The sequence below is a fragment of the Nocardia sp. NPDC051929 genome (assembly GCF_044548645.1).
Lineage (GTDB): Bacteria > Actinomycetota > Actinomycetes > Mycobacteriales > Mycobacteriaceae > Nocardia > Nocardia sichangensis.
On sequence record NZ_JBIUCG010000006.1, the window covers coordinates 101,991 to 120,458 of the forward strand.

20 protein-coding genes are annotated in these 18,468 nt (G+C 70.2%); 9 read left to right on the forward strand and 11 right to left on the reverse strand.

The features are described 5' to 3' along the window. Window positions 1-144: 144 nt before the first annotated feature. Entirely contained in the window at window positions 145-1,494 is a 1,350-nt protein-coding gene (locus tag ACIHAX_RS09505; protein WP_364431416.1) for a TIGR01777 family oxidoreductase, read from the forward strand. A gap of 361 nt (window positions 1,495-1,855) precedes the next feature. Here the strand turns inward: ACIHAX_RS09505 and ACIHAX_RS09510 are convergent, their stop codons facing one another. Beyond that, on the reverse strand, window positions 1,856-2,701 hold the full coding sequence (locus ACIHAX_RS09510) for a MerR family transcriptional regulator (RefSeq protein ID WP_397276775.1): 846 nt from the start codon (window positions 2,699-2,701) through the stop codon (window positions 1,856-1,858). Window positions 2,702-2,939: 238 nt separating this feature from the next. Between ACIHAX_RS09510 and ACIHAX_RS09515 the strand changes: the two genes are divergently transcribed. Beyond that, on the forward strand, window positions 2,940-3,563 hold the full coding sequence (locus ACIHAX_RS09515) for a lipocalin family protein (RefSeq protein ID WP_397276777.1): 624 nt from the start codon (window positions 2,940-2,942) through the stop codon (window positions 3,561-3,563). Between the two features lie 157 nt (window positions 3,564-3,720). After that, window positions 3,721-5,046, forward strand: coding sequence for a cryptochrome/photolyase family protein (locus ACIHAX_RS09520; RefSeq protein ID WP_397276779.1), 1,326 nt, complete (start codon window positions 3,721-3,723; stop codon window positions 5,044-5,046). Between the two features lie 10 nt (window positions 5,047-5,056). On the opposite strand, the gene ACIHAX_RS09525 is transcribed toward ACIHAX_RS09520, so the two are convergent. Both ACIHAX_RS09525 and galE read right to left on the reverse strand, forming a co-directional pair. Next, complete coding sequence (locus tag ACIHAX_RS09525; protein WP_397276781.1) at window positions 5,057-5,530, reverse strand: hypothetical protein; 474 nt, start codon at window positions 5,528-5,530, stop codon at window positions 5,057-5,059. Between the two features lie 459 nt (window positions 5,531-5,989). Beyond that, a complete protein-coding gene (gene galE / locus ACIHAX_RS09530; RefSeq protein ID WP_397276783.1) occupies window positions 5,990-6,967 on the reverse strand; it encodes a UDP-glucose 4-epimerase GalE in 978 nt (325 codons plus the stop codon). 279 nt (window positions 6,968-7,246) lie between these two features. On the opposite strand from galE, the gene ACIHAX_RS09535 reads away from it, so the two are divergent. From ACIHAX_RS09535 to ACIHAX_RS09545, 3 genes are all read left to right on the forward strand, one after another. Then, window positions 7,247-7,450 carry a hypothetical protein gene (locus tag ACIHAX_RS09535; protein ID WP_379253377.1) on the forward strand — a complete coding sequence of 68 codons (204 nt, stop codon included), beginning with the start codon at window positions 7,247-7,249 and terminating at the stop codon, window positions 7,448-7,450. 79 nt (window positions 7,451-7,529) lie between these two features. Beyond that, entirely contained in the window at window positions 7,530-7,925 is a 396-nt protein-coding gene (locus ACIHAX_RS09540; protein ID WP_356960842.1) for a hypothetical protein, read from the forward strand. A gap of 22 nt (window positions 7,926-7,947) precedes the next feature. Next, window positions 7,948-8,748 carry a PIG-L deacetylase family protein gene (locus ACIHAX_RS09545; RefSeq protein ID WP_397276785.1) on the forward strand — a complete coding sequence of 267 codons (801 nt, stop codon included), beginning with the start codon at window positions 7,948-7,950 and terminating at the stop codon, window positions 8,746-8,748. 293 nt (window positions 8,749-9,041) lie between these two features. On the opposite strand, the gene ACIHAX_RS09550 is transcribed toward ACIHAX_RS09545, so the two are convergent. From ACIHAX_RS09550 to ACIHAX_RS09570, 5 genes are all read right to left on the reverse strand, one after another. Then, window positions 9,042-10,583, reverse strand: coding sequence for a HAMP domain-containing sensor histidine kinase (locus ACIHAX_RS09550; protein WP_364431440.1), 1,542 nt, complete (start codon window positions 10,581-10,583; stop codon window positions 9,042-9,044). Continuing rightward, a complete protein-coding gene (locus ACIHAX_RS09555) occupies window positions 10,580-11,296 on the reverse strand; it encodes a response regulator transcription factor (protein WP_356960847.1) in 717 nt (238 codons plus the stop codon). The genes ACIHAX_RS09550 and ACIHAX_RS09555 overlap by 4 nt, the downstream gene beginning before the upstream one ends. A 142-nt stretch (window positions 11,297-11,438) precedes the next feature. Further along, on the reverse strand, window positions 11,439-13,610 hold the full coding sequence (locus ACIHAX_RS09560) for an ArnT family glycosyltransferase (RefSeq protein ID WP_397276788.1): 2,172 nt from the start codon (window positions 13,608-13,610) through the stop codon (window positions 11,439-11,441). Between the two features lie 123 nt (window positions 13,611-13,733). After that, window positions 13,734-14,342, reverse strand: coding sequence for a malonic semialdehyde reductase (locus ACIHAX_RS09565; RefSeq protein WP_356960851.1), 609 nt, complete (start codon window positions 14,340-14,342; stop codon window positions 13,734-13,736). A 26-nt stretch (window positions 14,343-14,368) separates the two neighbouring features. Further along, complete coding sequence (locus ACIHAX_RS09570) at window positions 14,369-14,788, reverse strand: nuclear transport factor 2 family protein (RefSeq protein WP_355077921.1); 420 nt, start codon at window positions 14,786-14,788, stop codon at window positions 14,369-14,371. 173 nt (window positions 14,789-14,961) lie between these two features. Here ACIHAX_RS09570 and ACIHAX_RS09575 point away from each other — a divergent pair, with 173 nt between their 5' ends. Next, on the forward strand, window positions 14,962-15,744 hold the full coding sequence (locus tag ACIHAX_RS09575) for an SDR family NAD(P)-dependent oxidoreductase (protein WP_355077920.1): 783 nt from the start codon (window positions 14,962-14,964) through the stop codon (window positions 15,742-15,744). A gap of 15 nt (window positions 15,745-15,759) precedes the next feature. Next, the gene (locus ACIHAX_RS09580; protein ID WP_355077919.1) at window positions 15,760-16,227 is read left to right on the forward strand and encodes a biotin/lipoyl-containing protein; all 468 of its coding nucleotides are present in this window, start codon (window positions 15,760-15,762) and stop codon (window positions 16,225-16,227) included. On the opposite strand, the gene ACIHAX_RS09585 is transcribed toward ACIHAX_RS09580, so the two are convergent. Continuing rightward, window positions 16,188-16,622, reverse strand: a complete 435-nt coding sequence (locus ACIHAX_RS09585; RefSeq protein ID WP_355077918.1) for a lipocalin-like domain-containing protein — start codon at window positions 16,620-16,622, stop codon at window positions 16,188-16,190. The genes ACIHAX_RS09580 and ACIHAX_RS09585 overlap by 40 nt on opposite strands. 29 nt (window positions 16,623-16,651) lie before the next feature. Further along, the gene (locus ACIHAX_RS09590; RefSeq protein WP_397276791.1) at window positions 16,652-17,146 is read right to left on the reverse strand and encodes a luciferase family protein; all 495 of its coding nucleotides are present in this window, start codon (window positions 17,144-17,146) and stop codon (window positions 16,652-16,654) included. Between the two features lie 102 nt (window positions 17,147-17,248). On the opposite strand from ACIHAX_RS09590, the gene ACIHAX_RS09595 reads away from it, so the two are divergent. After that, window positions 17,249-17,614, forward strand: a complete 366-nt coding sequence (locus ACIHAX_RS09595) for a helix-turn-helix domain-containing protein (protein WP_355077916.1) — start codon at window positions 17,249-17,251, stop codon at window positions 17,612-17,614. 92 nt (window positions 17,615-17,706) lie between these two features. On the opposite strand, the gene ACIHAX_RS09600 is transcribed toward ACIHAX_RS09595, so the two are convergent. Then, window positions 17,707-18,468 (reverse strand): alpha/beta fold hydrolase, encoded by a 762-nt coding sequence (locus ACIHAX_RS09600; RefSeq protein WP_397276794.1) that lies wholly within the window; start codon window positions 18,466-18,468, stop codon window positions 17,707-17,709.

The following is an 18,468-nucleotide window of genomic DNA, read 5'->3' on the forward strand; positions in this document are numbered from 1 at the left end:
GCCTGTGCCGCTCGCGAATCTATCGAGCCAGATGGATTGCATCGGACCAATTTGTCGCGGGTAGTTTCCTGCGGTTTTTCGGGAAGTTTGGCTAAAACGATGCGGAAACGCTGCGTCTGGGCGATTTCGGGCTACAGTCGGGTCATGGGTATCGAGTACGCGAGCGTCATCGATCTACCCCGGTCCGAGGTTTTCGCCTGGCACGCGCGCCCCGGCGCCATGACCCGCCTGGCGCCGCCCTGGCAGCCGGTGTCGCCCCGCGCCGAATCGGACTCGCTCTGCGACGGGCGGGCGGTGCTCGGACTGCCCGGCGGACTGCGCTGGGTGGCCCGGCACGATCCTCGTGAGTACGACCCGCCGCGCCGATTCGTCGACGCGGTGACCGTCGACGGAATCGGGTCGCTGCCCGCCGGGCTGCTGCCGTGGCGGCACACCCACGATTTCGAGGTCGTCGACGAGACGCGCACCCGGGTGGTGGACAGGGTGGACGCGCCAGTGCCCGCCGCGGTGCTGCGCCCCATGTTCGCCTACCGTCACCGGCAGCTCGCCGACGATCTCGCGGCCCACGCGCGGGCGGCGGGGGCGGGGCTCGTGTCGAAGACCGTCGCGGTGACCGGAGCATCCGGCACGGTCGGTTCGGCACTGGCCGCGTTCCTGTCCGCCGGCGGTCATCGCGTGGTGCGGCTGGTCCGGCATCCACCCCGCGCCGCGGACGAAAGACAGTGGGTCACCGCCGATCCCGCGCCGGATCTGCTCGACGGCGTGGACGCGGTGGTGCATCTGGCCGGTGCTTCCATCGCGGGCCGGTTCACCGAGGGACACAAGCGAGCCATCGCCGACAGCCGGATCGGACCGACCCGCGCACTCGCCGAAGTGGCGGCCCGGGCGGCGGTGCCGGTGTTCGTGAGCGCTTCCGCGATCGGCTACTACGGCGCCGACCGGGGCGACGAGGCGCTGACCGAGCAGTCGGCGCGCGGTGCGGGCTTTCTCGCCGACGTGGTCGAAGGATGGGAGGCCGCGACGGCGCCCGCCGCGGAGGCGGGGGTGCGGGTGGTGCGCGTGCGCACCGGAATCGTGCAGTCCCCGCGCGGCGGCACGCTGCGGCTGTTGCGCCCGTTGTTCACGGCCGGGCTCGGCGGGCGCATCGGTGACGGTCGACAGTGGCTGTCGTGGATCGGGATCGATGACCTGATCGACGTCTACCATCGGGCGCTCTGGGACACCGGCTTGTCTGGCGCGGTCAATGCGGTTGCACCGCAGCCTGTTCGGAACGCGGAGTACACCAAGGTCCTCGCGGGCGTGTTGCATCGGCCCGCACTGTTTCCGGTACCCGGGTTCGGTCCGGCGCTGCTACTCGGGCGCGAAGGCAACCGGGAAGTGGCTTCGGCCAGCCAGCGTGTCGTGCCCGCGCGACTGACCGAAGCCGGTCACCCGTTCCGTACCCCGGCCCTGGAACCGGCGCTGCGGCACTTGCTCGGCAGGTCCGCGGACTGACCTCGGCGACACCGAGGGGACGCCTGAGGCGGTTCTGGGTCCGGCGGGAAGTCGTTCATGGGCGAGTCGCGTCCGGTCGGTGGCCGCGGTCGACGCGAGGCGTTGTGTAGGCGAGGGCCGAATCGTGTTACGGCGCATCGCTGCCGACGAGTGGCGAGAGCTGGGATGGCGGTGGCGTGTGCTCGATCATCGCCGTCTTCCTACTGTGGCGCTGCGACAGCGATACGCCTCTCGGCCACGCATCAATTTTGCATCGATAGTGGGAGAAGGATCGGTGCCGTCAGTCGTCGATCGGGTCCCACATGATCTGCGCCGGAGAACGATCCGCGGCGAGTGTTCCGTTCCGGCGTATCTCGACGCCTCAGGCGAGCAGGTCGGCGGCGTCGAGCAGACTGTCGACACGTTCCACGCCGTCGGGGAGGAGGACCGCCTCCCAGCCGGGGCCGCCGACCAGGACTCGGGCCCCCGCGCCCAGGCACGCGCGTACCGCGGAGGTCAGCGCGGTGGACTCCTGCTGCGACCACAGCAGCACGGCGGCGGGGTTTTCGAACCGGGCCAAGGTGTCGGCGAGCGCGGCGGCGGGCACGTCGGCGCCGAGCATCCGCGCCCCCACGCCGCGTTCGGCGAGGGCCGCGCGCAGCACCTCCAGCGGAAGCGAATGCGTTTCCCCGCTGGTGCAGGCGAGTACCACCGGCGTCGTGCCGACGGGCGCGGACGGCGGGTTCGTCCGGTGCAGCACCGAGATCACGCACCAGGACAGCAAGTGCTCCACATCGATGCAGCCCTCACCGCTGAGCTGACGGTCGACGATGTCGGCGAAAGCCGGTCGGCACAGCAGATCCCAGGTGTCCACCACGCCGAACGCGCGGACATGCGCTTCGATTCGATCGGAGACCGCGGTGGTGTCCAACGCGAAGGCCGCCTCCAGCAACGATTCGCGGCGCCCGAGGGTGGGCGCTGGCCCGCGCACCGCGGCGGCCGCGCCCGCCGGGCTCGCGCCCCCGCGGATCAGGGTCAGCATCCGCTCGAGCATGGCGATGTCGGCCTCGGTGTACAGGCGGTGCTTGCCAGGGCGGTGCTGCGGCGGGCCGATGTCGTAGCGGCGGTTCCAGCTGCGCAGCGTCGCGGTCGGGATACCGAGGCGTTCGGCGACCGCGCGCACCGTGTATCCGGCCGCGTCGGACACGGGGACGGGACCGGCGGGCATCGCACTATTCTGCCCGCCGCCGACGGGATTCGTTCCACCCGGCCGGTCGACGGGTCCGCGCGGCGGCGCCACGTCATCCTCGATCTCGGGCCGGGCGGTCGCGCGTGAGCCGACGGGCTGTCGTCGTGAGCCGGGGCGCTGTCCGCGGTGTCATCGGTCCTCCGGGAAGAGCTGTTGCATCAATTATGCATCGTTCTATGCTAGTGTGGACCGCGTCGCCGATTTCCGAGGAGTTAGCGTGCACCGTCGCAATCTGCTGCGTACGTCCACCCGCCTGCTCGTCGCGGCGGTGTCGGCCCTGTCCGTCACGGCGCTGGCGGCGGGCGGCGCCTCGGGGCAGCCCGGCCAGGTCGCGGGGCCCGCGCCGGTGCCGCGCCTCGAACTGGAGCGATATCTGGGCACGTGGCGTCAACTCGCCGCCATCCCGCAGTACTTCAACCTCGCCTGCGCGCGGGACACGCAAGCGAACTACGCGCTCGATCCGCAGGGCAATATCGCGGTGCGCAACACCTGCACCACGTGGGCGAACACGCAGAACGAGATCAACGGCACCGCGGTGGTGAACGATCGGGAGACCGGGGCGCAACTGCACGTCAGCTTCCCCAGCGTGCCGACCCAAGACGCCTTGGACGGGCCGACCAACTACATCGTCACCGCGCTCGGCCCGGATTATTCGTGGGCGGTGGTCACCGACCCGAGCCGGGCGTCCGGATTCGTCCTGGCTCGCGCGGTGTCGCTGGAGGCCGATGCGTGGCAGCAGGTCCGCGCGGCGATCACCGCCGCGGGCCAGAACACCTGCCTGTATCTGACCTCACCGACGACAGGCGGTGAGTCGCGCATCGTCCCGCTCTGCGCGGGGTGATCCGGCGTGTTCGGCGCTCGCGAGGGTCGCGTCGCGCGGTATGGCTGAGCCGCCCGATGCCGTCCCGGCGCGGCCCTCATGGGCGCCGAGCACGAACCGCACCGTCCGAAGGAGGCTCGAGAATGACCATTCGCGCCGCATGTCGGGAGCGTGCGCGGTGACCGTCACGATCGCATTGTTCACCCGCGACCTGCGGGTGCGAGACAATCCGGTGCTGACCGCCGCGCACCGGGAGGGCGCCGAGGTGGTGCCGCTGTTCGTGCTCGACGCCGCCATCCTCTCCGGCCGCTTCGCCGCGCCCAACCGAGCCAGGTTCCTCGCCGCCGCCCTCGCCGAGTTGGACGACGAACTGCGCGCCATCGGCGGCGGCCTGGTCGTGCGCCGCGGTGACGTGGCCGCGGAGGTCGATCGCGTGGCGGCGCAGGTGCGCGCCGCGAGCGTGCACGTCGCCGCCGACGTCAGCGGCTACAGCCGCCGGCGGGAACGCGCGCTGCGCGAGCTTCTCTCCCGCCGCGACTGCCTGCTGCACACACATCCCGCCACCGTCACCGCCGCCGATCCGGAGACGCTGCTGCCCGCCACCGGTCGCGACCACTTCGCGGTCTTCAGCCCGTATTTCCGGCGCTGGTCCGACGCGCCACAGCGCAAGCCGCTGAACAAGCCGCGCAACCTCACGGTGCCGCGAGTGTTCGGCCTGCCGCTGCCGGATGCGGCCGAGCTGTGCGCGGGCCCGACGTCGCCCCAGCTCACGGTGGGCGGTGAGACGACGGGCCGGAAGATCCTGCGCGACTGGTTGTCCGGGCCGGTGGAACACTACGCGCGCGACAACGACGACCTCGCCGCCGACGCCACCTCACGGCTGTCGCCCTACCTCCATTTCGGCTGCTTGTCGCCGGTGGAACTGGCGCACCGGGTCGACATGTCGACCGAGGGCGGCCACGCGTTCGCCAGGCAGCTGGCTTGGCGCGACTTCTACCACCAGTTGCTGGCCGCCCGCCCGTCCGCGGCCTGGTCGGACTACCGTCCCCGCTCGGTCCGCTGGCGCGACGACCAGCAGGCGGTCGACGCCTGGCGGGACGGGCGCACGGGGCACCCGGTCGTGGACGCGGGCATGCGGCAGCTTCGCGCGGAAGGCTGGATGCACAACCGGGCACGCCTGATCACTGCCAGCTTCCTGACCAAGTCGCTGCTGGTCGACTGGCGGGTCGGAGCGGAGCACTTCCTGCGCTGGCTGGTGGACGGCGATCTGGCGAACAACCAGCTCAATTGGCAATGGGTCGCGGGTACGGGGACCGACACCAGGCCCAACCGGGTGCTCAATCCGCTGCGCCAGGCGCAGCGCTACGACCCGGACGGCGCGTACGTCCGGCGCTGGATTCCGGAGCTGGCGCATCTACCCGGTGCGCGCATTCACCGACCGTGGCGGGAAAACGTCGATCCGGCGGACTATCCGGCGCCGATCATCGACGTCGTCGGGATGTAGCGGGGCCGAGTCACCCGGACAGCTCGTTCGGCGGCTGCACGAGCACGGCGTCGGCGACCGACTCGAAGGCTCTGATCACGTTCTCCAGTTCGTCGCCGACATCCCGCATCCCGGCGATCGCCGCCAGATCGTCGATGTCGAAGTACCACCGTGCGAACAAGCGGCGGAACGCGTCGTCGGCGTCACCCGCGAGCCGCAGGATCTCGGCGCGATAGCGCGCCGCCCCGACCGGATCCCACGGTGCCGCGAACGATCGGGCCGTGTTCCGGCCGCATTCCTCGACGATGCCGATGATCTCGGCGAGTTCGTCCGCGAGCGCCGTCACGCGGTGCCGGTGGGCGAGCTCGGCTGTCGCCGCGAGGTGGACCACGACATCGCGCAAAGCGCGGGTGAGATCGCAGTTCGGCTCGCACGCGATGTCCTCGGCGAGTGCCGAGAGCCGAGCGTCTACCGCGTCGGGAACGACGGGGAGCATGTCGAGCATCGCCGCGGCCCGCCCGACCGTATCCGCCGCCCGCCGAGAACAGTCGTGCGAGTGTCTCCGGGCCAACGGTTGCGACGATGTCACAGGTGCTCCTGACGGTCGATCGAAAGGTTTGGCGCGGGGCGACGTTCCGCCCCGCGGTCGCGACCGGTGCCGCGACACAGATGATTCGAAGAGCGAGGACACGCGGATCAAGCCGCCTCGACCACCTGGGTTCCCGCGCGAGCTTGGCGAATCCCGTTCGCGCGCGTTTGAATTGATGTGTCGAGGATTTGCCATGTCCGAGGAAAGGGGCCTGTCATGGGCACCGTCGAAATCGCGATCACCATCGGCCGCATCGTGGACACCTTGCAGAAGGCGCTGATCCTGCTCATCCTCTGAGCGACTCGTGTTTCCCGGGCCCGCCGACGAAGGTTGCCCGGGAATCACGGAGATTCGCTGGATCGTTCTCCCGGTCGATCAGTCGCCGTGCACCGACCGGTGGAACTCCCATGCGTCGGAGACGATGTCGGCGAGGTCGGGGCGCTGTGGCTTCCAGCCGAGCCGGGTCCCCGCTTTGCCGCTCGCGGCCACGCAGACGGCCGGGTCACCCGGCCTGCGCGGGCCGTAGTGGACCGGGAAGTCGCGTCCGGTGACTTCGCGCACCGTGTCGAGCACCTGCCGGTTGGAGTACCCGCTGCCGTTGCCGAGGTTGTACACCTCGTATTCGCCGGGACGGATGGCCTCCAGCGCCAGCAGGTGCGCGGCGGCCAGATCGGCCACATGCACATAGTCGCGGATGCAGGTGCCGTCCGGCGTCGGGTAGTCGGCGCCGTAGAGGGTGAACGAATCACGTTGTCCCGCAGCGGCTTGCAGCAGGATCGGGATCAGGTGCGACTCCGGCTCGTGCCGCTCGCCCAGGTGCGTGTCACCGGTGACGACGGCGCCGGAGGCGTTGAAGTAGCGCAGCGACGCCGCGCCGAGTTCGCTCGCGCCGCACTCGCCCGCGATCATCAGGTCCACCGTCGCCTTGGTCGCCGCGTACGGGTTGGCCGGACGCACCTCGGCGCTTTCGTCGAAGGGTGTGCTGCCGTCGCCGGTGTACATCGACCCGGTGCTGGAGAAGATCAGGCGCGGGGTGCCCGCGGCGCGAACGGCGCGCAACAGGGCGAGCGAGCCTTCGATGTTGTTCCACCAGTACTTCTCCGGATTCGCGACCGATTCGGCGACCTCGATCTTGGCGGCGAAGTGCAGCACGCCGTCGAAGCCCGCCGCCGGGGTGAGCACATCGGCGACGCGGTGGACCGACAGCTCGTGGAACGTCGCGCGCGGGGGAAGGTTCGCCGGGAAGCCGGTGGACAGGTCGTCGAGAATCACCACTTCATGGCCCGCGTCGACGAGTTGATGCGCGACGACGCCGCCGATGTAGCCGGCGCCGCCGGTGACGAGAAGCTTCACGGATGTCCTCTCCTGGGGGTGGCTGGCGGAAGATCTCAGAGTAGGCCGTGACGAGGGCGCCGGCGGCCGGGTCCGGGTTCCGAACCATCATCGCGTCCGAGCCCGGCCGGGGAACGCTGTCGAAGCTGTGAATTCGCTGGCGATATCGATCCGGCTGCCAGCTATTTCCCAGCGCAGTATCGGGCTCCCTCGAGATCCCGGGCCGAGGATCGTTCTCGCGGTCGAAGTCCGGCCGATGGCCCCACGGGCCGATACCAAGGGAGAACGAGTATGAAGGCGTTGAAGTCCAAGGTGGCGAAGGCCGCGGCCGTCGGAGGCATCGCTCTGGCGGCGGTCGGCGTCGGCGCGGGCGTCGCGAGCGCGGATCCTGGCCACGACGATCGTGACCACGGCCGCGGCCCGGTTCCCGAGCAGCACCACCAGGACCCGCAGCCGAGCCCGCACGGATTCTGGTTCTTCAACCAGTGGGTCCCGCTGCCCTGAGTCCTTCGACACGCCGCCGATCAGGTCGATTACCTCGCTGGTAATCGACCTGATCGGCCTTGTGGGCGAGGCTCGGAGCATGGTGACGAACAGCAGGCGGCGAAACCGCTCCGCACTGGCCGGTGCGCTGCGCGGCTTGGCGCTCGGGCGGGTCGCGCTGGGCTCGGCCGCGCTCGTGGCCCCGCGGACGCTGACCACGGCGCTCGGCGTGCGGCCCACGCCCGAACTCGACTACATGACCCGGATCTTCGGCGCGCGGGCGATCGCGCTCGGCCTCGGGTATCTCACCGCGCCCGCCGAGGAGTTGCCGCGCTGGCAGCGCCTGGCGTTGCTGGTGGACATCCTCGACACGACACACGGCGGGGTGCGCGTCCTGCGCGGCGACGTCCCCCGGCCGACCGCGGTCGCGCTGGTCGCCCTGACCGGCGGGTACATGCTCGTCGGCGCGACCAGGCTGGCCAGGGATCTGCTGTGAATGTCTTTGGCACACTGGTGCGATGGCGACCGTTGTGGCATTCCACGCGCACCCCGACGACGAGACGCTGCTGACCGGCGGGACGCTGGCCGGACTGTCCGCCGCCGGGCACCGGACCGTCATCGTGGTGGCCACCGACGGCCATATGGCCGATCTCGACGGCCGGAAGGCGCTGCGGCTCGGTGAGTTGGAGGCGAGCGCCGCCGCCCTCGGCGTGCACCGCGTAGCGCACCTCGGCTACGCCGACAGCGGGCACGGCCCGGTGCTGTACGCCGACCCGCCGGACCGGATGCGATTCGCCCGCGCGGACCCCGAGGACGCGGCGCGTCGGCTGGCCGCGATCCTGCGCGAGGAGAACGCGGAGATCCTGCTCAGCTACGACCGCAACGGAGGGTACGGCCACCGCGACCACATCCGCGTGCACGAAGTGGGCAAACGCGCGGCCGAATTCGCCGAAGTGGCGCGCGTTCTGGATGCCACCCTGCCCCGCGATGGTTACGCACGCCTCGTGCGTTCGCTGACGCGGCTGGGACTACTTTTCCACTACGACTTATCGGTGCTCGACTCGTTCTACAGTCCGCGTTCGGCGATCACCCACCGGATCGACGTCTCCGCCCAAGCCGCCCGCCGCAAGAGGGCTCTGGCCGCCCACCGGTCGATCATCGAGGGCTCCAGCCGCTTCGCGGCCATCGCGAAGGTGCTACTTCGCATGCCGACGCCGGTGCTCGCCCGGGTGATGCGCTGGGAGTGGTTCGCCGAAGAAGGCGCTACCTCGACCTCGGGAACTCCGCTCGACGACATCTTCCGGCCCGCGTCCCGCTGAGCGGTGTGCCCTCGGGTGCGCGACCCACCGCGTTACTTGCGCGATTGCGCCGACGAGATTTCTCGACGCGAGCAGCATTCATTTCGGCGCGGGTCGTGAGGCGCGGGCTGTGCCGACTCGATCCGGACGAGCGTCGCCGGGACCGCGCCGAACCCGGGCGCTCCCAGCCGGGGCGTCGATGCCGATAGAGCACGGCCGCTGGTTGCTCGCGCGTCAACGGGAAGCCGACCGGTATTCGACGGTTGCGTCAGGTGAGCGGTGAGGTTCGGCGCGGAAGCCTCTCTCGCGGCGGCCTACTGCGGTGGCATGCGCTCACCTGCGGAGCGCGTATCGGCGGGTTCCCGAGGCAACACCACGGTGAAGGTCGCACCGCGTCCCGGTTCGCTGTCGACCGACACGCGTCCGCCATGGGCCGTCACCAGGGCTTGGACGATGGACAGGCCGAGGCCGGCGCCGCCGCTGGTGCGGGTGCGTGAGGCGTCCGCGCGGTAGAAGCGTTCGAACACCCGGGCGGCGGCCTCGGGAGACAGGCCGGGGCCCGCGTCGATCACGTCGACCCGGACACGGTCGGGGGCGGCCGTGAGCCGCACCGTGATCGGCGTTTCCCGCGGGGTGTGGGTCAGCGCGTTGCCGAGCAGGTTGCCCAGTACCTGGCGCAGGCGGGCCTCGTCGCCGATGACGTCCATGGTTCCCTCGCCGTCGCCGAGTGCCAGTGTGATCGGGCGATCCGGCGCCTCGGGCGAGGGTTTCTGGCGGGCGGCGATGGCCCTGGCGTTGTGCACGGCGTCGCCGGCGAGGGCGAGCAGGTCGACGGGTTTGCGCTCCAGCGGGCGTTTCTCATCCAGTCGCGCCAGCAACAGCAGATCTTCGACCAGCAGACCCATCCGCTCGGCCTCGGCCTCGATCCGGCCGACCACCATCCCCGCGTCGCTGCTGGCGCCCTGACGGTACAGCTCGGCGAAACCGCGGATCGTGGTCAGCGGCGTGCGCAGTTCGTGGCTGGCGTCCGCGACGAAGCGGCGCATCCGCGTCTCCGAGCGGCGGGCCGCTTCCTCCGAGGCCTCGATGGCGGCCACGCCGTGCTGGATCTGCGCGAGCATCTCGTTCAACGACCGCGCCAGATGGTCGACCTCGGTGTCGACGCCGCGCACCGGGACCCGCCGGTGCAGGTCGCCGCCTGCGATCGCCGCCGCGGTCTGCTCCACCTCGCGCAAGGGCCGCAGGCTGCGCCGGATGACCAGGTAGCCGACGGCGCCGAGGGCCAGCAGTGCCGCCGCCCCCGTGCCGATCTCGAAGAAGATCAGCCGTGAGACCGTCTCCTGGTTGTCGGTGAGCGGCAGGCCGATGGTGGTCGAGCCGTACTGGTTGGTGGTGGTCAGTACACGCCAGCGCACCGAGGAACCGTCCGCGGAACCCACCGTCTGCGGCGTGTGGGCTTTCGCGCCGCTGAGATCCGGGCTGCCCGCGGCGCTGTTGGCGCCCGGCAGGTCCTGATACACCTGCCCGTCGGCGCCGGTACGCAGTTCGAAGAACCGGCGCGGCTGCTCGCCCGCCGACCTCGGCTGCACCGGCAGGGCCGGGAGGTCGGCCGGAATCCATTGCACGCGACCGTCGCCGGTGGTCACTTGGCGCATCGGACGCGGCTCCGCCCACTGCCGTGCCGCGTCGTAGAGCTGCTCGTCGGTGCGCTGGGTGAGCGATCGGCTCAGCGCCGAGGTCACCGCAGCGCCCGACGCGAACAACGCCGCCGCCGTCAACAGCAGCAGCACGATCACCAGCCCTATCCGCAGCGGGACCGCCGATACCCGCCGCGCGAGCTGCTCCCGTACGCTCACGTCCGGCTCACCTGCGGTTCGCGCAGCACGTATCCCACGCCACGCAGCGTGCGCAGCAGCTTCGGTTCGGTGGTGTCGATCTTGCGCCGCAGGTACGACACATACGACTCGACCACGCCCGCGTCGCCGCCGAAGTCGTAGCGCCAGACGTGGTCGAGGATCCTCGGCTTGCTCAGCACCTTGCCCGCGTTGACCATGAAGTACCGCAGCAGGGTGAACTCGGTCGGCGACAGCGACACCGGCGCGCCCGCTTTCCACACCTCGTGGCTGTCGTCGTCGAGCACCAGGTCGCCGACCGCCATCCGGCTGGCGTTCTCCTGTAGAGACTGTATTCCGCTGCGGCGCAAGATGACTCGGAGCCTGGCGATGACCTCCTCCAGGCTGAACGGCTTGGTCACGTAGTCGTCCGCGCCCAGGGTGAGGCCGGTGAGCTTGTCGTCGACGTCGTCGCGCGCGGTCAGGAAGAGCACGGGGGCGTCGACCCCGTCGGCGCGCAGTCGCCGCAGCATCCCGAAACCGTCCATGCCCGGCATCATCACGTCGACGACGAGCGCGTCCGGCCGGAAGGTGCGCACGCGGTCCAGCGCCTCGGTTCCGCTGAGCGCGGTGGCCACCTCGAAGCCCTGGAACCGCAGGCTCACGGCGAGCAGTTCGATGATCATCGGTTCGTCGTCCACGATGAGGACGCGGGCTTCGGGTTCGGTGCCGGTCATGATCCCATGGTTACGCCGCAGACCCGGAGCGACCTGCGAGCAAGCTGGGTATTTCCTGGGAGCCGCGCGGGCGCGGACACGCGAACGGAGTATCGCCGCGTCGCGGGACGCGGCGATACTCCGTCGGCGGGGATCGGAATCGTCAGCTGGTGGGTGCGGTCAGGTCGTAGACCGTGACGTTGCCGACCGTCTTCGCGGTGTAGTGCGCCTTCACCCACTCGGCGATCTCGTCCGCGGCCGACTTCTCGCCCCCGGAGCCGGGCCGCATGCCCTGCCCCTGCGCGATGAACCAGTGCACCTCGCCATCGGCCACGTACTGCTGGAACCGAGCCAACGTCGGCGCGTCGTCGCCGCCGCTGAAGCCGCCGATCGCGATCACCGACGTGCCGGTGCGCAATTCCAGGCTCGACGCGGTGCCGGAGCCGATGCTCGCCGCCGACCACCGGCTGTCGGTGTCCTTCAGCAGGGCGTTCAGCTCGGCGTTGTCGGCGCTGCCGCCCGGTCCACCGCCGCCGAGAGCGCCGCCCGTGGGAGCCCCGTCACCGGTCGGCATGCCGCCGTCGGCCGCCATGTCTCCGGTGGGCAGTTCGCTGCCGGTGGGAGCCGCTTCTCCGGTCGGCCGGCTTGGGCCGGGGGGAGCCGCGCGGCCGGCCCCGGACGTTCCGTCGGCGGCCTCCGCGCGGCCGTCGTCCGCTCCCGTGCCCGGACCACCGGCTCCGCCCGCACCGGGCCCGCCCATGGAACCCGCCTGCGCGGGCCCGGAGGTAGGAATGCCGCCGCTGTGCGCGTGGGTGACCGTTTCGACCGCGTAGGCCGTCGACCCGGTGAATCCGGCGAGCAACGCCGTCGCCGCGATCGCGACGGCGATCCGGCGCGACCGGTGCGCGCCCACCAGCAGCGCCACCGCGGCGATCGCCGTCGCGGCCACTACCGTCCAGCGCAGCCACGGCAGCCAGTCCGGCGTGCGGTTCAGCAACACGAAGGCCCAGGCGCCGGTGACCGCCGACAGCAGCGCCGAGGTGATCCTGGCCGCCACGTGCCCGCGCCGCCGCCACAGATGCGTCACCGCGATCGCCGCGACACCGGCGACGCCCGGCGCCAGGGCCACCGTGTAATACGGGTGGATGATGCCGATCATGTAGCTGAAGACCAGGCCGGTGCCGAGCGACCAACCGCCCCAGAGGATCATCCCCGCCCGCAGCCGATCGGTGCGTGGCGCGCGGCCACTCAGCCAGAGCCCGGCGACCAAGCCGATCAGCGCGACCGGAAGCAGCCACGACACTTCGGTCGCCATGCTGCCGCTGAACAGCCGGGCCAGGCCGGTGTCGCCGCCGAACGCGCCGCCCATGCCCCCGCCACCGCCGGGGCCGCCGGAACCCCCTCCACTCGGATTGCCGCTGCCGCCGAGCAACCGGCCCATGCCGTTGTAGCCGAGCGCCAGCTCCCACAGGCTGTTGTCGGTCGACCCGCCGATGTACGGGCGCGAATCCGCGGGCCACAGCTCCACCAGCAGCACGTACCAGCCGCCCGCGACCACCATGGCCGCGCACGCGGTGACCAATTTGCCGATGCGGGACCAGAATCCGCCCGCGCCCACGACCAGGAAGACCGAACCCAGGGCGGGCAGGACCAGGAACGCCTGCATCATCTTGGTCAGGAACGCGAAACCGATGGCGACACCGGCCAGCGTGAGCCAGCCGGTGCTCGCCGAACGCCAGCGCGGGTCGTGCGAGTCGATCGCCCGCACCGTGCAGTAGGCCGCCGCGATCAACAGCAGGGTCAGCAGCGCGTCCGGGTTGTCGAAGCGGAACATCAACGCGGCGACGGGAGTCGCCGCCAGCGCCGCACCCGCCAGCAGGCCCGCGCCGGGCCCGCTCCACCGCCGCACCGCGGCGTACAGCAGGGCCACCGAGCCGACGCCCATCAACGCTTGCGGCGCCAGCAGCGACCACGAGCCGAATCCGAACAGCCGCCCCGACAGCCCCATCACCCACAGCGCCGCGGGCGGCTTGTCCACCGTGATCGCGTTGCCCGCGTCGTGCGCGCCGAACAGCAGTGCCTTCCAGCTCTGCGTGCCCGCCTGCGCCGCGGCGGCGTAATACTCGTTCGCCCAACCGGATATCGTCAGATTCCACAGATACAGCACCGCGGTCGCGCCGAGCAGCGTGAACAACGCCGGGCGCGCCCATCGCGGTTGGGTCGCGGGCCCGAAGAACACGCGATCCGCCCGGGACCGGCGTGCCGGTGCGCGATGGGCGCCGACGAGTCGCTCGTCGGCCGCGACGCCCGGCGGGACGCTCGTGATCAGCGCCATGATTTCGCCTTCCTTTCGTCTGAACCTCTGCTCGAAGGCTAGGAAGGCAGCCTGCCCGCAAGCTGGGGCAAACCTGGGAGTGCGCTGTGCGGCCGAGCGGCCCTCATCACTCGCTCGGCGGGATCACACCGTGCTGACCACCTCCTCGTACGCCAGTCGCGGCGAACGCGGGAACCACGCGTTCGGGCCGGGCTTGCCGATATTGACCACGACGAGGCCGGTGTATTCGCCGCCAGGGAAGAAGTCCTCGTCCAGGCCCGCGCCGTCGAAACCGTTCATCGGGCCCGCCGCCAGACCGGCGGCACGGACGCCGAGGATGAAGTAGCCGATCTGGATCAGGGCGTTGAAGCGCGCGGACTCCGCGCGGTAGTCGGCGTCCGCGAAGTAGTCCTTGGCCTCCGGCGCGTGCGGGAACACCGTGGGCAGGTGCTCGTGGAAATTCAGGTCGGCGGCGAGGATCGCCGACAGCGGCGCGGCGGCCGTCTTCGGCTTGTTGTTGTCGATCATGTGGGTGACCAGCCGGGCCCTGGCCTCGGCGCTGCGCACCAGAACGATCCGCAGCGGTTGCTGATTCATCGAGGTCGGTCCGTATTTGACCAGCTCGTAGATCGCGCGGATCTGCTCGTCGGTGACCGGCTCGTCGGTGAAGGCGTTCGCCGTGCGGGCCTCCCGGAACAGCAGGTCCCCGGCGTCGGCGGCGAGCGTGAGCAAGTCCGGCTGAACGGAGTTCACAGGGTTTCTCCTCGATAGTGGTCGGATCAGTCGTGGACGACGCGCCGCGACCGGGTCAGCAAGGCGCCGTCGGCGCGGACGAGCACGTCGTGCACGACGCAGCTCGGCGCGATCTCCGGCTTGCTGTTCGGGCGGATCTTCACCACCAGGCAGTAGGCGGTGGACACGATGGTCCCGTCGTCCTGCGGCTGCAGGTTGATCATGTTGAACCAATGCCTGCGCTGCATCGGGTCGGTTTCGAAGCGCTTGTGGAACTCGACCAGGTCGGCGATGATCCCGGCCCTGGTCCGGGCCGGCGGAATGCCCGGTGTGTGCTCGAATTCCGCGTCCTCGGTGAAAGTCGCGGCGTAGCCGGGGATGTCGCGGTTGTCCAGCCGCTGCATCTGTTCGGCGTAGAACTGCTGGACCTCGGCGTACAACTCGGTGCGGCTGGCGACGGTGGTCATGGTTGCTCCTGTGGTCGCGGCGGGGCTCGGCTGCACGCCAGCGTGGTCCACGCCGCTAGAGCCTCGGTTGAGCCGACCTCCGTCGTCCGCGGTTGACCGGATCTATAGGACGCGGGTCGACCCTGGTGGTCGAGAAGCCCGGCGAGTTCGGAAGTTCGACCGATGGAGGAGTCATGGCGGAAAATCGGCGCGTCGCGCTGGTCACCGGAGCGACCAGCGGAATGGGCCTGGAGATCACCAAAAGCCTGGCGGCCCAGGGGATCGCGGTGTTCCTCTGCGCTCGCGATCAGCAGCGGGTGACCGACACGGTGAAGAGTCTGCAGGACGACGGTCACGAGGTGGACGGCACCGTCTGCGACGTCGCCGACGCCGCGCAGGTCCGCGAGTACGTCGACGCGGGTGTGCGGCGCTACGGCCCGATCGACATCCTGATCAACAACGCGGGCCGCAGCGGCGGCGGCGTCACCGCGCAGGTGACCGACGAACTGTGGTTCGACGTGATCAACACCAATCTCAACAGCGTGTTCCTGATGACGAAGGCGGTGCTGAACGCGGGCGGCATGCTCGAGCGCGGCAGCGGCCGCATCGTCAACATCGCCTCCACCGGCGGTAAACAGGGCGTGGTGCACGGCGCCCCGTATTCCGCGTCCAAGCACGGCGTGGTCGGCTTCACCAAAGCGCTCGGCCTCGAACTGGCCAAGACCGGGATCACCGTGAACGCCGTGTGCCCCGGATTCGTGGAGACGCCGATGGCCGAGCGGGTGCGGGAGGTGTATTCGGGGCTGTGGGGCGTGGACACCGACGAGGTGCACGCCCGGGTCAGCGCGCGAGTGCCGATCGGCCGCTACGTGCAGCCGTTCGAGGTGGCGGCGATGGTCGACTATCTGATCGGTCCCGGAGCGGGCGCCGTCACCGCGCAGGCGCTGAACGTCTGTGGCGGCCTGGGTAATTACTGACAAGGAGTGACGGCAATGACCGCAGTGGAGGAGAACGTCCCCACCACCGGACACGAGGACTATCTGCGGGTGCTGGAGGCGATCCAGACCGGCGCGTTGCAGTTGCTCGCGGGCTTTCCGCAGCAGCCGAGCGCACTGCGCTTCCAGGTGGGGGAGGTGACCGTAGAGGCCGAGTGGGCGGCTTTGCCCGCCCCGATCGCGGCGGCCGCGGTGGAAGCCGTCGCCGCGCCGGAGGCTCCCGCGCTGGGCGCGGTCGTCCGCGCGCCCAGCGTCGGCGTGTTCTACCGATGCCCTGAGCCGGGCGCGGACCCGTTCGTCGAGGTCGGCGAACGGGTGAGCGCCGGGCAGCAGGTCGGCATCGTCGAGGCGATGAAGTTGATGATCCCGGTGACGGCGCAGGCGGGCGTGATCACCGGGATCCTCAAGGAAGACGGCGAACCGGTTCAATTCGACGAGCCCCTGTTCTCGTATTCGCCGGAATGACGGTGTGTTTCGAGCGGGCGGCCGCGACGCCAGGTGAGCACCCGGCGTTGTGTCCGCCCGCCGACCTGTGCGGCGCCGATGAGCGTCAGCACGTCGCCGTTCAGCGACATCTGCCGCACCTGCTCGGTCCGCGCCCAAGCCGGGTTGGAGCAGACGCTGATCGCGTGCACCACCTCCGTGCCGGTGCGCCGCCAGGTGCCCGCGTACCCCATGAACGGGGTGGCTCCCTTGGCTCCGTCGGTGCGCATCATGCTCACCGACATGTAACCGTGCGCGCCGTAGATCAGCAGGCCGCGTGGTGCGTCGCCGAGCGGTCCCGTGCTGGTGACGTCCTGCTCGTCGATGTCGTAGTAGGAGACCAGTTCCCAGGTGCCGACAAGATCGGTTGCGTTCATGACACCGACGATGGCGGCCGCCGCTCTAATCACGCTGTAGCCGGTTGCCGGGCGAAGCGGTGACTGGCCCGCACCAGCTGCCAGACGACGTCCAGCTCCTCGCGATCGCGCGGCCCGTACACCATCACCAGCGTCCCGGGCAGGTATCCCCGCCGGGCCATCGGATGCGCCTCCGCCCAGCCCAACCGAACCGACTGTGCCACAGTGTCTTTCGGCAGGCACATGTGCAGACTGCCGTCCCCGTGCCCGTGCAGGTGGGCGAATTCGGTGCCCGCGAGATACGCCTCGCCGGGTCCATGGGCGATCGTCGGCCGCAGGTGCAGGGCCCGGGTGTCGGGCAGGGAGACTCCACTGCGGCCGAGCAGAACGCCGTCGAGCGTGGTCATCCGCGACCACAGCTCCTCTTGCAACTCCGGCGGAGCGATCTGGTCGAGTTGCTGGTGCGGATTGTGCGCACGAGTGCGCGGCCGGTCACCGGAGCGCCGTGGCAGATCCAGGCGGCCGTCCACTGTTGTCGTCGTCATGACTGTGCTCCCTTCGATTTCGCGTATTCGCGACCCCTGGAAACACGTTACTTTCCAAAGTATAGTAGTAACCAAGGGGAAAGTGACTTACTGGGAGGACGTATGACAACCGCGCCGGTCGACCCTTGTCCGATCACACCCGTCATCGACCTGGTGTTCGGCCGCTGGTCCACCCAGGTGCTCTGGGTGCTCACCCACGACGGCAAGCTGCGCTTCACCGAACTGCAACAGCGCATTCCCGGCCTGACACCCAAGGTCCTCACCCAGCGCCTGCGCCAGCTCGAACGCGACGGCCTGGTCGCGCGCACCTACCACCCCGAGGTCCCGCCGCGCGTCGAATACGAGGCGACCCCACTGGCCAGAACGCTCACCCCGGTGTTCAGCAGCATCGTGACCTGGTCGTCCGAACACCTCGGCGAGGTCCTCGCGGCCCGCGCCGCCTATGACTCGGGAGAGACCCCGGGCTGATCCGCCCTACCGAAGACACGAGTGATCCGTGGTCCAGGGCGGCCGCCTGTCACTGCGCCGGCCATCGCGGACGAGCGCCGAGCGCGGTGGCGCTACGGTGCGGGCGCTGGTCGAGCGGCGAGTTCGAGCAGGCATCCGGCCAACTCGCGCGGCATCGTGATCATGCAGTCGTGCCCGGTGGGGAGTACATGGAGGCGGTCGGGAGGCAGATCGGCCGGTGGCAGGGTGCGGGGCATGGCCGCGCGCATCGCCTTGAAGTCCTCGCCGCCTTCGCCGCAGTGGACGTGCGTCACCGGAATCTTCGCCAGTGCGGCGGGATTCGTCAGTGTCATCGGCTGCTGGAAGGTTTTCAGCGATTGCGGCGTCTGCATGGACGCCAGCCAACCGAGATCGGGTTCCTCGGTGACGCCGTAGAGGCCGCCGTCGCCGGTCGGTTCGGTCTGCGGCGGCACCAGCCAGCCGTCGCCGGTGGCGGCCGCCGCGGTGGCGAAGGCATCGACCATGCCCGGCATGATGTCGGCCACCGCCTCGCCGTCGCGCGGCACGAACGTGTCGATGTAGACGAGTTCGGCGATGCGGTCCGGCACGGCGTCGGCCAGCGCGGTGACGACGATGCCGCCGTAGCTGTGACCCACCAGGACGACTTCGGTCGCGTCCTCTGCGGTGACCAGCTCGATCAGATCCTGAACATGGGTGTCGAGCCCGACATCCGGGGTCAGCAGGTGCGCGCGGTCGCCCAGACCGACCAGCGAGGGGGCCAGCACGCGGTGACCGGCGTCTTCCAGCAGCGGAGTCACTCGCTGCCAGACCCATCCGCCGTGGAAGGCGCCGTGAATGAGCAGGTAGGTCGACAC

Excerpts from the sequence above, each read along its gene's own strand:
- ACIHAX_RS09505 (WP_364431416.1), top strand. The coding sequence starts at position 145 with ATGGGTATCGAGTACGCGAGCGTCATCGATCTACCCCGGTCCGAGGTT.
- ACIHAX_RS09510 (WP_397276775.1), bottom strand. The coding sequence starts at position 2,701 with ATGCCCGCCGGTCCCGTCCCCGTGTCCGACGCGGCCGGATACACGGTG.
- ACIHAX_RS09525 (WP_397276781.1), bottom strand. The coding sequence starts at position 5,530 with ATGCTCGACATGCTCCCCGTCGTTCCCGACGCGGTAGACGCTCGGCTC.
- ACIHAX_RS09540 (WP_356960842.1), top strand. The coding sequence starts at position 7,530 with ATGGTGACGAACAGCAGGCGGCGAAACCGCTCCGCACTGGCCGGTGCG.
- ACIHAX_RS09545 (WP_397276785.1), top strand. The coding sequence starts at position 7,948 with ATGGCGACCGTTGTGGCATTCCACGCGCACCCCGACGACGAGACGCTG.
- ACIHAX_RS09555 (WP_356960847.1), bottom strand. The coding sequence starts at position 11,296 with ATGACCGGCACCGAACCCGAAGCCCGCGTCCTCATCGTGGACGACGAA.
- ACIHAX_RS09560 (WP_397276788.1), bottom strand. The coding sequence starts at position 13,610 with ATGGCGCTGATCACGAGCGTCCCGCCGGGCGTCGCGGCCGACGAGCGA.
- ACIHAX_RS09570 (WP_355077921.1), bottom strand. The coding sequence starts at position 14,788 with ATGACCACCGTCGCCAGCCGCACCGAGTTGTACGCCGAGGTCCAGCAG.
- ACIHAX_RS09575 (WP_355077920.1), top strand. The coding sequence starts at position 14,962 with ATGGCGGAAAATCGGCGCGTCGCGCTGGTCACCGGAGCGACCAGCGGA.
- ACIHAX_RS09580 (WP_355077919.1), top strand. The coding sequence starts at position 15,760 with ATGACCGCAGTGGAGGAGAACGTCCCCACCACCGGACACGAGGACTAT.
- ACIHAX_RS09585 (WP_355077918.1), bottom strand. The coding sequence starts at position 16,622 with ATGAACGCAACCGATCTTGTCGGCACCTGGGAACTGGTCTCCTACTAC.
- ACIHAX_RS09590 (WP_397276791.1), bottom strand. The coding sequence starts at position 17,146 with ATGACGACGACAACAGTGGACGGCCGCCTGGATCTGCCACGGCGCTCC.
- ACIHAX_RS09595 (WP_355077916.1), top strand. The coding sequence starts at position 17,249 with ATGACAACCGCGCCGGTCGACCCTTGTCCGATCACACCCGTCATCGAC.